This is a genomic window from Leptospira yanagawae serovar Saopaulo str. Sao Paulo = ATCC 700523, from assembly GCF_000332475.2.
GTDB lineage: Bacteria > Spirochaetota > Leptospiria > Leptospirales > Leptospiraceae > Leptospira_A > Leptospira_A yanagawae.
This window is the reverse complement of record NZ_AOGX02000015.1, coordinates 461,555-475,059: the sequence shown is the minus strand read 5'-3', so window position 1 is coordinate 475,059 and position 13,505 is coordinate 461,555. Positions and strand designations below refer to the sequence as shown.

Below are 13,505 nucleotides of genomic sequence, written 5' to 3'. Positions count from 1 at the left end.
TAAGCGTATCATTTTCGATTGGTAATCATCCAGTGGCAGAATTAGAATCATTGATGAAACCGTTTTGGGTAATTCAAAAAGAGAAAAAAGTTTCCTTTCCACTTTTATTGCGAATGGGATATGTTACCTAACAAAAACATTTTTATGCCAATTCCTTTTCCAACCAACTTACCAAATCCTTTAACATTTCTTGACTGATGGTATGGCCTTCCATATATTCTTTGTAAATTGGCACCAATCCTACCGACTCTAAATAATCTTTAGAGGCCCTTGCAGAAGTGACTGGAATCACATTATCGTTTGTTCCATGGGCTATATAAATTCGTTGTCCTTTGGATTGATCCTCGATCAAAATTTGACTTTTTGTTTCCTCTAATAGCCGACCACTCAAAGCAATGATCCCTTTGATGCGATCGGGATGTTCTAAACCAACGGAATACGACATCACTGCACCTTGGCTAAAACCTCCGATCCAAACTTGTTTGGAATTAAATCGATACTTATTACTTAAATATTCTAAAAATTCTAAAATTATTTTATGGCTCTTTACTTGTTGTTCGGTATCAATTTTGGGAACGCCACCAGAGAAAGTAATTTCATACCAACCAAATCGATCTCGGCCGAGAGTGATGGGCCCTCTTACAGAAACAACCATAAGTGAATCTGGTAAAAAATCTGTGAGAGAAAATAAATCATTTTCATTACTGCCGACACCATGTAACAAAATCAAAAGTGGGGGATTCTCAATCGAAACGTTTGGTTTTCGGATTAGATATGTTAATGGTGAATTCATATTGATTCTTTCGATACCTTCATTGGAAAACTGTAATTTTTGTTCATCACTTGATTGGGTGAGTATCCAAACGTACAGAGGTCATTGTCAAGGCCCCAGCAACTGGTTTATCATTGAAAAAAGAAATCGAATCCGATTCCATTTGAGTTCCTATCGTATACAATAGAGGTAAATAATGTTCGGTTGTTGGTATTGCCCATTCGAATTTTTTACCTTTCGTTTTAATCTGAATTAAAGATTCAATATCTCCTTTTAAAATCCATTCTTTCACATTTTGGTTCACTTCCATTGCCCAGTCAAAACCATAAATTTCATTCAATCTGTCCCAAGCTACCATTCCTAGATTGTGTACAATATTACCACTGGCAATAATGAGAATGCCTTGTTCTCTTAATGGCAAAAGCTCCTTTGCTATCTCTAAATGTTTTTGAAGAGGAAGTTTGTAATCCATACTCAATTGGACAACCGGAATGTTTGCTTCTGGATAAATATGTTTTAAAACACTCCACGTTCCATGATCAAGACCCCATTCATAATCCAGCTGAACCGATTGTGATTTTACCAATGTTTGAATTTCTTTCGCTAAAGAAGGAGAACCAGGCGCGGGGTATTGGACTTCAAATAATGCCTTTGGAAATCCACCAAAGTCGTGTATGGTGGGAGGATGTTCCATTGCCGTGACATAGGTTCCATTTGTTAGCCAATGCGCAGAAATCACAAGAATAGCCCGAGGTGTTGGAATTGTTTTCGATAGAGAGCGAAGTCCGTCGACAAATTCATTTTCCTCGATTGCATTCATAGGGCTTCCATGTCCCAAAAAAAGGGATGGATAAACTCGTTTTCCACCATTTTCGTTCCTTTCTGTATTCAATTCTTTTTGGTCCATATGGCTTCTCAGGTAGAAATACCCAATGCCTCCTCTTTCCATATAGTTTAATATCAAACTATTTATTGTCAACCTATTTTAACCCTTGGTAAACAATTTTTCCCAATTCTACTTTTTTCTGATTTCCAAATACGAAACAAATGTATCAATTTTTACATTGTACTCAGGTTACATTTTGTTCACCTAAGAATGATTTTTTGGAAACGGAAAAATATGGATCATAAACAACGGATTACTTCGATTTTACATGAACTTTTTTCCAATCCAAAAACGAAAGTGATTCCAGAATATTTTTCTTCTAAGTATATCGCCCACACTTCTAAGAAAACATATAACGGACTTAAGATCGTAAGCCAATGGATTCAAAACTTAAATTCATTTTTGTCCGATTTAAAAATCGTAAATTTGGAATTCATTCATGAAACTGATGATACGGTCGTATGGAAACGTACTTTAAAAGGAAAAATAAAATCTTCTTCCCTTCAAAATCAAAATGTGGGAAACATAATCAAATGGGAAGAAATGATCGTCTCCAAATTTAACGGATCTAAAATTGAAGAAGAATGGATTTCAAGTGAATTTTTGGGAGCATTACTTCCAAAAACTAAAAAGAAATCATCACTTCGATCACAACATAAATGAAAGGAATTTTTTAAACCAGAATCTTAAAGGAAAAATCCATTGAATTTATCTCACGTGCAACGTATTAAATATTTCTTAATTAGAATTTTACTCCTATGGATGGGAATTGGAAATATAAGCTGTAACTTTTTAGTGATTGGTTCAGATTTTATCTCGGGGACTGAAGCAAACAAAAGGGTTACAAGTAGAATCCTTGGCAAACTCAATAGTTGTGGATTACTCAATTACACTTACAACGAAAGAGATTCCAATCCTGATCCTTGGCGCAGGAGCCTTTCGACAGAAACAAACAACGCTTTGTTTCTCATGGTGCAACTCATTTCTCGTTTTGAAGTTTTTAGTATGGATTATCAATATAAATCGGAAGATATTGATAGGTGTTCCAAAGATATAGAATTTTTTAACTGCGATCACTTTCGTGCAAGAATGGTAAGTGATTCCAATTTTGGCATCTTCGTAGCAACACTCATTTGCAAAGATGTAAAAAAATACAAATCACCGTTTGCTGATTATATTCCAAAACCAGATGAAGAAAACGAAGATTAAAGGATAAAAGGATTACCCGATGGCTACACCCAAAAAAAAGAAAAACATTGCAAAAAAGAAGTCACCCAAGATCAAAACCACTGTTAACTCAAAAAGTTCGAGTCCCATTACTCCTTTTTTGATGTTCAATGCGAACTTGGAAGAAGTAACAAATTTTTACACTGGGATCTTCAAACAATCCAAAGTCATTTCAGTGAATCCGATGTAAGCAGAGTTTGTGTTGAATGGACAAAGGTTTTCTGCTTATAACGGTGGTCCTGAATTTAAATTCTCTTGGGGTGTTTCCTTTATGATCCATGTGGAAACACAAAAAGAAGTAGATCATTATTGGAATGCGTTGTCCGAAGGTGGCAAAGAACTGATGTGTGGTTGGGTAGAAGATAAATTCGGTATGGTTTGGCAAGTCACACCAAATATCCTTTTAGAGCTCATCTCTCACAAAGATCCAATCAAACGTGAGAAGGCAACACAGGCTATGTTAAAAATGCGTAAAATTGATATCAGCGTTTTAAAAGAAGCTGTCAAGTGACCCCAGCAATTAAACTGAAATCACTTGTTTTTCTGTGTTTAAGTTGTATTTCACTTTGATTCGATCAATTTTTTCTTCCATGGATTTCCAAAGAGATTCTTTTTCTGGATGGAAAGTACACAGTACACCTTGTCTCACCAAATCAATGATCTCATCGATGGAAAAATCTAAAAAGCGATACAATTTAAAGAATTCGTAAGTTAAGTTTACGTTAAAAATATCAGGATCATCTGTATTGATACAAAGCATCAACCCTTGGTCATAGTAGTATCGAACTGGATGGTTCTGTTCTTTTCTAACATACTTTCCTGTGAACACATTCGATGTGACACAGATTTCAATTGGAATTTTGTTTTCTTTCATGTAACGAACCAGTTCAGGGTCTTGGATAGCAGATGTTCCATGTCCAATTCGTTCCGCTTTACATAAATTCACCGCATCCCATATCGCCCAAGGTCCATCATCCTCACCAGAGTGAGCAACACAACGTAATCCAGATTCACGAGCGATTTTAAAAACTTCGGCATAATCTTTTGCAGGACCCATAAGTTCAGCCCCACCAAGTCCAATCCCAATCACTTCTTTGTGTTTTAGACCTAATACTCGTTTTAGGTTATTCATTGCGTTTTCAGGACCAAAAGAGCGAGAAACGTCAACAAGCAAACGAATTGAGATTCCATCTTTCACTTCGATTTGGCGAATTCGATTCACCATCACTTCAACCATTTCATCAAAGTCCAAACCGTTTTGGATGAACTTAGATGGAGCAAAGAAGGCTTCACAGTATACGATGTTATTGGATCGCAAATAGTCCGCTAAACTATCGATAAAGTATCCCAAGTCGGAAGCTTCTTTAACAGAACCTTGAACAAAAAAGAATACTTGGATGAACCCATTCAAATCTTTAAAATTATATTTATCTTCGAATTCTTGGTCTGTAACCTCGATCCCATTTTTTTTATACAAAAACTTAAGTGTTTCTTTATTCACACACGCTTCTAAGTGTAAATGGACTTCTGTTTTTGGTATTTCACGGATAAAATTGATTACGTCTTGTTCATTAGGATGGGCTACAGAAAGATCACCTGCAAGCAGTGATTTTCTCTCTTTCAGTATGGAAACTTGTTCTGCGCTTCCCTCTCCCTCTTTTGGCAATAACCAAAGTGGTGGGTGGAGTACGGGCAATTCCATGAGTGACACCCTTTCATTGAGTAGGGTGTTGATTTGTTTATCGAAGGTTAGCTGGATGGTTGGCGAATAGGGTCTGTCAGCTGGCAATCGACTTTTGAGTCGGTTTAATTCCGCAATGTCACGGTCAATGACGGCAATTCGGCTAAGGATTTCAGAAAAAGGAACTTCCATGTTCCAGGAAAGAATGCCGAATTTGATGAGTGCCTACAAGTAGATTTTTAAACCTTAGGTGAAAATCCCTATTTAGCTTTGAAAAATCCCGTCGATAGGAAGTTTGGGAGCGGAAAAGACTGGAAATTTTTTCCGAATTATGTCGTATAAATGAATATGCTCACATCTCGTAAAACTTTCCTACCGTTTGCTCTTCCTTCCATTTCAGAAGATGCAATAGAAGAAGTGGCCCAAGTCCTCCGATCCGGTTGGGTGACTTCAGGTCCCAAAGTAAAACAGTTTGAGATGGAGTTTGGTGACTTTGTCGGAAGTAAAGAAACCATCGCAGTCAACTCAGCAACGGCAGGCCTTCATTTATCCTTAGAAGCGATTGGACTGACAGCAAACGATGCAGCAATCACAAGTGCCATCACCTTTACTGCCACAGCAGAAGTGATTTGTTACTTTGGAGCAGAACCGATTTTAACGGATGTAGATCCCATCCACAACTTAATGACTCCGGAAACCTTAGAAGCAACCATCAGTACAAAGTGCAAATGGAACGGAAAAGAACTAACAAGTAAAAAAACAGGAAAACAAATCAAAGCAATCTTACCTGTCCACTTGGCTGGGTATACTTGCGATATGGAAGCCATACTAGGCATCGCAAAAAAATACAATCTCTATGTGATTGAAGATGCAGCCCATGCCTTCCCTGCAGTTCACAAAAACAAAATGATTGGGACATGGGGAGATTTTACTGTTTTTAGTTTTTATGCAACGAAAGGGATTACAACTGGAGAAGGTGGAATGATCACAACTTCTCATAAAGAATTTGCAGATCGCATTCGAAGGATGCGCCTCCATGGAATCAACCGAGATGCATTCAATCGTCCAGGTTGGTATTATGAAGTGGTGGATGCAGGTTATAAATACAATATGACGGACATTGCTGCGGCACTAGGTGTGGTCCAACTAAAAGAATCACATGGGTTTTGGGAAAGAAGGACGGAAATCGCCAAACATTACAATGCCGAATTTTCCAATTTGAAAGGAGTTAAACTTCCGAAAGAAGATGCAAATGGAATTCATAGTTGGCATTTGTATCGAATCGAAATTGATCCGAAAATTGCTAAAATTGGACGTGATACTCTTGTTGAAGAATTAAAGGAACGAAACATTGGAACAAGTTTACACTTCATTCCAATCTTTGAACACCCTTACTATAAAAAAACCTACGGTTTCCAAAGAAAAGATTATCCAAACGCTTGTTTGATGTATGATAGGTCTGTTTCTTTACCTTTATTTGCAGGAATGACCCAAACTGATGAAAAAGATGTCATTGATGCAATGAAGGAACTTCTCGCATAACTGTCATCACTGAATTAAAAACTGATTATTTGCCATTGGTTCGGAATTCTAAAAATTCCGGATCATATAGATTCAACAATTCAACAAGTCCCGAAATAAATTCTAAGTCTGTACCATCTGCTTTTCTGCGAATCCAAAATCCAACCAATTCTTTTACAATTTGAGCATCCATCACTTCATCACCAACAAATACCTTAAATTTTGAAGCCTCTTCAGGGTCTTCATTGTCTGTAAATGCAGGGTATAAAAATAAAATGAAACGATCAAAATAAAATGGATCAAGTCTCCCCTCTTCCACTAACATTAAATAACGATCTGCTTCTTTTCGAAAAAAATTAGAATTTGAATCTAGTTTTTGATAGATGATAAAAAAATCCCTGGCAGTTTGTTTGATCCACTCTTCATATATAGGTTTTGTGATCTGTAATAATTTTGGATTCTGTTTTGCGGGAAGCAAATATTCTTTTAACTTCTTTGGAAATTCAGGGTTGTAATGCCCAAAATCAAATTGGTCATTTCGTTCCAAATAATACTTAGAATGTGGGCCGGAAATAAATATCTTTATTCCAAAATATTCGGAAAGTTTGTGTAAACTGATAACCGTTTGTATCTTACAAAAAAGTTTATGATAAGAAACTTCTTTCTCACAAAACAAACCAATTTTAGAAAATTGGATCCAAGTAGTTTCTACAAGAGATTTGAACCTCTGCTCCCTTTCTGTTATTTTTCCTTTCGTGACAAATTGTAAGGAAGGTTGTAATCCCGAACAAGAAAGGAGTAATATTAAGGAACATTTACTTAATTTTATAAGTAATTTCTGCAGGTAAATTCTCCCATTCAGAATTCGCATCTTTCCGAAAATAAACTGGTGATATTGAATTTTTTAGATTCAAACTTTGGTATAAAATGAGATCTGTTTCTTTTTTTTCAAAGTAACGTTTGTCGGTATTATTACCTAAACCCAAGTCCGCGATTGGAATCCAACCATAACCTAACAAAAATACTGACAATGAATCAACAATAGATTTTGGTTTTCCCTTTTCAAATCGAATCATTCGAAATGATTGAACTGGTATCCCATTAGTCTTCATAATTTCTTTAAAATCAGAAAAGCTAATACTTGTTTGCCTTGCTTGGTAAATTAAATCCAAATAATCTCTGGTTGTTAATTTAATATCTTCTTTTGGTTTTTCATAAAAAGAAACAACATCATTTGGATACGAGGCCTCTTTGTCCAAATAATCATCCGTTACATAATACTTGATAAATTGGTTTTTTGAAGAAAATTTGTATTTTACAACTTGTTCCCCAGGTAAATCTTCAATGGATAATTTTTTTAAATGAACTCGATTCCTTTGGATGAACGAAGGTGAATAGGAAACATCAGTAAACTTAACTCCTCGAATCCTTTGTTGTTCATTGGAAGGTGGGTGCAAAATGGCAATCTGAGCTTTTGACAAAGATACAGAATCTAGTTTGAACTTTAAAGTTACTTCTAAGTTAAATTCTTCTTCACCGGAAGCAATGAATCGTTCTGTTTCTATGAAGGGAATGTTTTTTATTTCTTTATTTTCTCGGTCAACTACCCAAAGTTTGGAACCACTTAAAAGAACTCCTCTTACAGATCGTAAATTTGTTTTAATCGATCCTGTGATTTTTCCAGTTTTCGTATCATACCGATAAATACTATTGTCAGCTGAGTCTGAAATCCAAAGTGAATCTCGACCATAACAGATATCTCGAGGTCTAGTTCTATCTGTAAAAAAACCACCAATCAAAAGTGATGTAGATTGGTCATAAATTTGTACTTTCCCAGAATCTAAATCTAAAATATAATAATAGTTTCCTACGCTTGCAATGCCTGCCACATTCGCTAATGGAATTGAGATTTTATCTGTGATCCCACCAGAATTTGGATCTAACTTCAAAATTTGTTTTGGTGCCACAACCAAAATTTTTCCTTCACGGGAATCAAAACTTATCCCCCGTAAATTCGCCAAACCAAGGTTATAAATTTCCTGCTCACCAATTTCGTTGATTTTAATAATAGCACGACGATTTGTATCAATGTACCAAAAGTTTACACCATCCCAAGCAAGACCATATGCTTTATCTGAAAGTTTATATTCCTTACTCTCTTGAGCCAATATGGGAAATGTAAATATTAATAAAAAAATCAAAAATCGTTTCATTCGCTTAAACCTACTGTCTTTACTATCAGACGAAAGAGATCATCGAGTAAAGTAGGATTATCATATTCGGATCCAAGGATAATTGGTTTTGGTACAAAAATAATTAGGAAAGATACTAAAATTACAATACCAAACAAAAATCGAGTTTTACCAATTCCATTCAAAGCATCTTTAATGAATGGGTGTTCCACTCGTAAAACATAATATAGCAAAAATCCCCAAATCAACCAAGTGAAATGGATTAGGGCAAAAATTAAAAATAAGCCAAATAATATATGAATCCATTTTCGATAGGATTCACCAAACATTGAATATATAACATGGCCTCCATCCAATTGACCGAAGGGTAACAAGTTAATTGCTGTGATGAGTAAACCCACCCAACCCGCTTTTGCCAATGGATGTGCCTGGATTTCCATCGTAACAAAATCAACGGGACCTAGGATCCACTGTGTCGAAAAGTATGTGAAAGCACTATCCCCAAAAAATAAAAAACCGGAACGATCAAAATCACTTGGAATCTCAATTACCTTAGAAAGTGATATTCCTATTGTCCATGCGAAAAGGGATAAAACTAAACTTGCTGCGGGCCCTCCAATTCCAATATCAAATAAAACTTTTTTATCTGGTATTTGGTCTTTGATTTTGATCACAGCCCCCATCGTGCCAATAGGTCCAAAAGGTAACGGTATAAAATATGGTAAGGATGCCCTCACTCCATAATAACGAGCAGGAAGGTAATGTCCCATCTCGTGCGCCAATAAGATGATTAATAAAGTAACTGAATAAGGCCAATTTTCAAAAAAATATAGTTTATAATTCTCTAATGTTTGTGGTACTCCAGGATTTAAAAATATATCTGAATACGTGAGGGTTAAAAATGTAAAAAAGAATAACAGTAGATGTGTTGTTTTATTGGATTCCAAAGTTATACAACCTAGAAAATAATTTTATGATTCATTTGATCAATATACGGAAAAGAATCAATTAGATTCTAAACCCAAACTTCCTTTCTCGTTCTGGATGTAAAGTGAGTGGAATGTTTTGCTTTTTTTTAATTTACGTGGCATAATTCTGAGTACAATCGGAATTACCAAAGAAAATTACCAAAGATACAATTGAGAAGATTGTTCAATTAAAAATATGGTTCCACTCAAATTTGGCAGCCATAGAACTGTCTAAGGATAGATCCTTTTCCCAACAAATCGATGTTTGAAAATATAAAAATCATTAAAAAATTTGACCCAGCGGCAAAATCCTATTTGGAAATCATCCTCTGTTACCCAGGATTACACGCTTTGTGGTTACACAAATTTGCCCATCTCCTCTACCGACTTCGATTGCCCATCATTCCGAGACTGTTTAACTATATCAGCCGATTCCTCACGGGCATAGACATCCATCCTGGTGCAAAAATTGCCCCAGGTGTTTTTATCGACCACGGTGCTGGTGTTGTGATCGGAGAAACTGCCATTGTTGGAGCAGGTTCCCTCATTTTCCAAGGTGTCACCTTAGGAGGAACTGGAAAAGAATCTGGGAAACGACACCCTACTATTGGAAAAAATGTCGTGATCGGTGCTGGCGCAAAAATTTTAGGTAACATCACCGTGGAAGACCATGTGCGAGTGGGAGCCGGATCAGTTGTTATGCGAAACGTTCCAGCCGGTTGTACGGTAGTTGGAATTCCCGGAAAAGTGGTTAAGGCTGGGGATGGAACTTCAGATAGCATGGAACAGATGTTAGATCACAACCAAATGCCAGATCCAATTGCAAAAGTATTTTCTGTTTTATTGGAAAAGGTAGAAACCCAACAACAACTTATCAATAAACTTTACGAAAAACAACAATTATTGGAAAAGTCAAACCCAGGTCCACCGGAAGATGATTTGTTTTTACAAGAATTCATCCATGGAGATGGAATTTAAAATTCTTTTAACAACTCAGTTTTTTTCTTTTGGAATTCTTCGTCGGTGATGAGTTTATTTTTTCGCATTTCTTCCAAAACTTTTAATTTTTCAGGAACCGTTTTCCATTGGTCTAATTCTTTCTGAAAAGTTTCATCCTCTTTCGGATAACGATACAAAGGTGGATTTGCTAACAAGTTCACATCTTTATAAACAATCACATTTCCATATACCAATGTCTTTGTATCATTTTTTTCTTTGTACATACTTAATGAATCTTTGTTTTTGATCCATAGTTCTGGTTTGTAAATTGGTTTGATTCGCATTGGCTGGAAAATTACCCAATCTTCGAAAGAATATTGTGTGGGAAAACTGATATTGGTATTGATCTCCTGAAATAAAATAACCAATCCTTGTTTTGTTCCTAGAATATAAAAACTTGTTTTTAGAATTTTTACATTTGGTGAAAGCAGATCATCAATTTTAAAACTGCAAAGGTATACTTTATTTTCTTGTTGGTCTTTTACCTTTTGAACGAATTTATCAATCTCAGATAAATAGGAATCTGGAACAAGTTGGTCCCAATCTTCATATGCAAGTACTCCCCTTTTGTATTGTATGGAAGATAAAATTTTAGGCAAATCTCCTAAGTGATCCATACTGCGTTCCGATTGTAATAAAGTTTGAGGAAAAAGTTCTTTCCAATCTTCTTCTTCCACTTCAAAAAAAGCAATGGAACTAGTGGAATCAACCAACTTGATTTTTTGTTGGAAATGATGACAACGAATGTTAGAAAAAAGAAAAAACAAAACAAAAGTTATTTTTGAACTTGCCGTTAATGAATTGATGAAGATATTTTTTCTTGTGTTTCGAAGTTTTTTCATTATTTTATTTTTTTGTATTTCCGCAACACTAGAAGCCGATTCCATACCACAATTTCAAATGAAGGACCAATATGGGCAATCGTATTCTGATAGTTCCATAAAAGGAAAACCCATTGTTTTGATGGGATGTTTTTTACGAGATGTAGAAGTTTGCCGAAAACAAGGTCGTAAACTCTATTGGAAAATGCAAAATTTATTATGGAAGGACAGTAACAAAGTCAATTTTTTGATGTACTTAGACCTAAAAGAATCCAACAAATTGGTAGAAGACTATATAGAAGAGTCTAAACACAAACAATACGAAAACATATTATTAGATCGCAAAGGGCAATTGGCAAATGGGTTATCGAAAGGAGAAGTTTTCATTCGAATTTACAATAAATCTGGGAAACTATTATCCACCACCTACAAATCAGAGATTGAGGAAACACTCATCCAAGAAGTTTATGAAATTCTCAAAAAAGAAATCTAACATCCATTTTCTCATTCTTGTTATTTTGATTGGATTCACTTCTTATCAATGTATGCATAAAAACCTAGACCAATATCAGTTTTGGACTGGGTATGATCATTTACAAAAAACGATTAAATCAACAGCAAAAAATGAAATTCATTTAGCCGCTCTGGCTGGTTCATTGTCAGAAGATACGGAGACCCAACTCTTAAAAAATTCTGATGGAATTCCAATGGTTAGTCTTACTGGTCGAAAGGACCAAAATCAGAATTGGTCAATGCGTTGGTATGAAGTGGAACCAAAACAATACGACTATTATGCGAATGTAACATACACTCCAAAATCCTGGGAAGAAAAAGATATTTATGCAGTGGAACGAAAGATCATACATAAACTCAAGGGATTCCAACCTAAGGATTTCTTTACATGGTTAAACGAATTTGCTTTAGTTGTGAATGATCACAATGCCTACCAAGATTTAAAATCCAATTCTAAAAATTTGCAATTTTTGTGTAGTGTCATGTATTGTCATGTCACAGAAACAGCGGAATGGCATACCTTAGAATTCACTATCAATGAAACAACCAAAGCCAAGTTTCCTGGTTTTTACCAAAGGTCAGGTTCTCGTTTAGAAAAATCAAAACTGAATATCACAATTTGGGATAAAACCAATCCATCACATAAATTAAAAATTTCAAATTTGGGCAAAACTTTGATTTTCCATTTTCCAGTAAACCCACCAAAAGATTATTTTCTTTCCCCGAAAGAAATCCATTTTATGGGTGATATCGAAATCCGTTCTTATGGAATCACATTGAAAATTGAAAATTTAGAATACCGACTGAAAACAATTTTGGAAAAAGATTCTGATACACTTCATGGCAATTTTTTACGCATTGGGAAAAAGGAAATCAATGGAAACTTTTTTTACGTAATCCCTCAAGGATTTGTTAACTTCTTTATCCCTGGCAATATGGACGAATACTTTGATGATTTTTTTACACTTCTTATCCATGGAACCCAAGGCAGAGGTGGTTCCCAAATCCATGCTAAGTTTCAAAAAACAAAACAAGGCCAAGTAAATACCATTACTACTTATAATGAAATCAAAAGGAAAAAATTTTCATTGTTTGGAAATGATGATTCACAAAAAGCGAGTAATGACTTTGATTTTTTTGCAGCATGGGAAGAATCTATGTTAGGTGATTTGAAGTAATTGGTTTCATACGATTCTAAATCAACACCACTTATTGTTTTCAAATCGAAATTTGTTGATACGATCTTTAGTTAAATGAACGAAAAGAGGATTTTTGTTTTGAATGATTTATCTCGGAATTTTCTAATGATGGGAAATCTACCGATAGATAAAATTGCGAAGTAATTCCTTTCCTTCTTCTGAACCAAAGGATTCGGGATGGAATTGTACCCCTTCAATCTTCAAGGTTTTATGACGTAGGCCCATAATTTCACCCTTTCCTTCCCCCGCTGAAACACGAGCCGATACTTCCAATTCTTTAGGTAACGAATCTTCTTTTGCCACGAGAGAATGGTAACGCATGATTTCAATATTTTGGGTTAAACCAAAGAATACTCCTTTTCCATCGTGTTCAATCGGTGAAAGTTTTCCATGCATCGCTACTTTTGCGCGCACAACTTCACCACCAAATACGGTGGCCATTCCTTGCATTCCAAGACAAATTCCTAAAACGGGAGTTGTTTTTCCTAACTCTCTTAGAATGTCAGCACTCACTCCAAAATAAGCTGGATCTGCTGGATGGCCAGGACCTGGAGAAATGATAATTTTATCGTAGTTGGCTTCTTTGATTTCCGAAAATGATTTTTCATCATTTCGGATCACATCCAATCGAAATGGTGTTTCCTTTTCTTCTAAAATCTCACCGATGATTTGGTACAAATTATAAGTGAAGGAATCATAATTATCTAAAATGAGAACTTTCATATT

The 13,505-nt window shown here is 35.5% G+C and carries 14 protein-coding genes and 1 pseudogene; 7 read left to right on the top strand and 8 right to left on the bottom strand.

Annotated elements, in window-relative coordinates:
* Positions 1–142: 142 nt before the first annotated feature.
* The gene (locus tag LEP1GSC202_RS05920; protein WP_015676466.1) at positions 143–793 is read right to left on the bottom strand and encodes an alpha/beta hydrolase; all 651 of its coding nucleotides are present in this window, start codon (positions 791–793) and stop codon (positions 143–145) included.
* A gap of 46 nt (positions 794–839) precedes the next feature.
* The gene (gene ygiD / locus LEP1GSC202_RS05915; protein WP_015677259.1) at positions 840–1,679 is read right to left on the bottom strand and encodes a 4,5-DOPA-extradiol-dioxygenase; all 840 of its coding nucleotides are present in this window, start codon (positions 1,677–1,679) and stop codon (positions 840–842) included.
* Between the two features lie 213 nt (positions 1,680–1,892).
* Between ygiD and LEP1GSC202_RS05910 the strand changes: the two genes are divergently transcribed.
* The 3 genes and pseudogenes from LEP1GSC202_RS05910 (at position 1,893) to LEP1GSC202_RS05900 (ending at position 3,396) form a co-directional block, all read left to right on the top strand.
* On the top strand, positions 1,893–2,321 hold the full coding sequence (locus LEP1GSC202_RS05910) for an ester cyclase (RefSeq protein WP_015677237.1): 429 nt from the start codon (positions 1,893–1,895) through the stop codon (positions 2,319–2,321).
* A gap of 39 nt (positions 2,322–2,360) precedes the next feature.
* Complete coding sequence (locus tag LEP1GSC202_RS05905; protein WP_156825346.1) at positions 2,361–2,867, top strand: hypothetical protein; 507 nt, start codon at positions 2,361–2,363, stop codon at positions 2,865–2,867.
* A gap of 19 nt (positions 2,868–2,886) precedes the next feature.
* Positions 2,887–3,396, top strand: a pseudogene (locus LEP1GSC202_RS05900) (VOC family protein).
* 9 nt (positions 3,397–3,405) lie between these two features.
* Here the strand turns inward: LEP1GSC202_RS05900 and add are convergent.
* Entirely contained in the window at positions 3,406–4,758 is a 1,353-nt protein-coding gene (add, locus tag LEP1GSC202_RS05895) for an adenosine deaminase (RefSeq protein WP_015677008.1), read from the bottom strand.
* A gap of 156 nt (positions 4,759–4,914) precedes the next feature.
* Between add and LEP1GSC202_RS05890 the strand changes: the two genes are divergently transcribed.
* Entirely contained in the window at positions 4,915–6,108 is a 1,194-nt protein-coding gene (locus LEP1GSC202_RS05890; RefSeq protein ID WP_015677410.1) for a DegT/DnrJ/EryC1/StrS family aminotransferase, read from the top strand.
* Positions 6,109–6,133: 25 nt separating this feature from the next.
* Here the strand turns inward: LEP1GSC202_RS05890 and LEP1GSC202_RS05885 are convergent, their stop codons facing one another.
* The 3 genes from LEP1GSC202_RS05885 to LEP1GSC202_RS05875 are packed head-to-tail and all read right to left on the bottom strand — an operon-like array spanning position 6,134 to position 9,226.
* Positions 6,134–6,958 carry a hypothetical protein gene (locus LEP1GSC202_RS05885; protein ID WP_244147643.1) on the bottom strand — a complete coding sequence of 275 codons (825 nt, stop codon included), beginning with the start codon at positions 6,956–6,958 and terminating at the stop codon, positions 6,134–6,136.
* Positions 6,903–8,300 (bottom strand): NHL repeat-containing protein, encoded by a 1,398-nt coding sequence (locus LEP1GSC202_RS05880; RefSeq protein WP_015676601.1) that lies wholly within the window; start codon positions 8,298–8,300, stop codon positions 6,903–6,905. The genes LEP1GSC202_RS05885 and LEP1GSC202_RS05880 overlap by 56 nt, the downstream gene beginning before the upstream one ends.
* Positions 8,297–9,226 carry a site-2 protease family protein gene (locus LEP1GSC202_RS05875; protein WP_015676591.1) on the bottom strand — a complete coding sequence of 310 codons (930 nt, stop codon included), beginning with the start codon at positions 9,224–9,226 and terminating at the stop codon, positions 8,297–8,299. The genes LEP1GSC202_RS05880 and LEP1GSC202_RS05875 overlap by 4 nt, the downstream gene beginning before the upstream one ends.
* Before the next feature lie 282 nt (positions 9,227–9,508).
* Between LEP1GSC202_RS05875 and cysE the strand changes: the two genes are divergently transcribed.
* The gene (gene cysE / locus LEP1GSC202_RS05870) at positions 9,509–10,225 is read left to right on the top strand and encodes a serine O-acetyltransferase (RefSeq protein WP_015676841.1); all 717 of its coding nucleotides are present in this window, start codon (positions 9,509–9,511) and stop codon (positions 10,223–10,225) included.
* Here the strand turns inward: cysE and LEP1GSC202_RS05865 are convergent.
* Positions 10,222–10,959 carry an SHOCT domain-containing protein gene (locus tag LEP1GSC202_RS05865; protein WP_083929986.1) on the bottom strand — a complete coding sequence of 246 codons (738 nt, stop codon included), beginning with the start codon at positions 10,957–10,959 and terminating at the stop codon, positions 10,222–10,224. The genes cysE and LEP1GSC202_RS05865 overlap by 4 nt on opposite strands.
* A 31-nt stretch (positions 10,960–10,990) precedes the next feature.
* Between LEP1GSC202_RS05865 and LEP1GSC202_RS05860 the strand changes: the two genes are divergently transcribed.
* A complete protein-coding gene (locus LEP1GSC202_RS05860; protein WP_244147642.1) occupies positions 10,991–11,560 on the top strand; it encodes a TlpA family protein disulfide reductase in 570 nt (189 codons plus the stop codon).
* Complete coding sequence (locus LEP1GSC202_RS05855; RefSeq protein ID WP_039928268.1) at positions 11,535–12,758, top strand: LIC10025 family lipoprotein; 1,224 nt, start codon at positions 11,535–11,537, stop codon at positions 12,756–12,758. Before LEP1GSC202_RS05860 ends, LEP1GSC202_RS05855 begins: the two co-directional genes overlap by 26 nt.
* Positions 12,759–12,896: 138 nt before the next feature.
* Here LEP1GSC202_RS05855 and LEP1GSC202_RS05850 read toward each other — a convergent pair whose 3' ends face one another.
* Positions 12,897–13,502 (bottom strand): anthranilate synthase component II, encoded by a 606-nt coding sequence (locus LEP1GSC202_RS05850; protein WP_015676566.1) that lies wholly within the window; start codon positions 13,500–13,502, stop codon positions 12,897–12,899.
* Between the last annotated feature and the right edge of the window lie 3 nt (positions 13,503–13,505).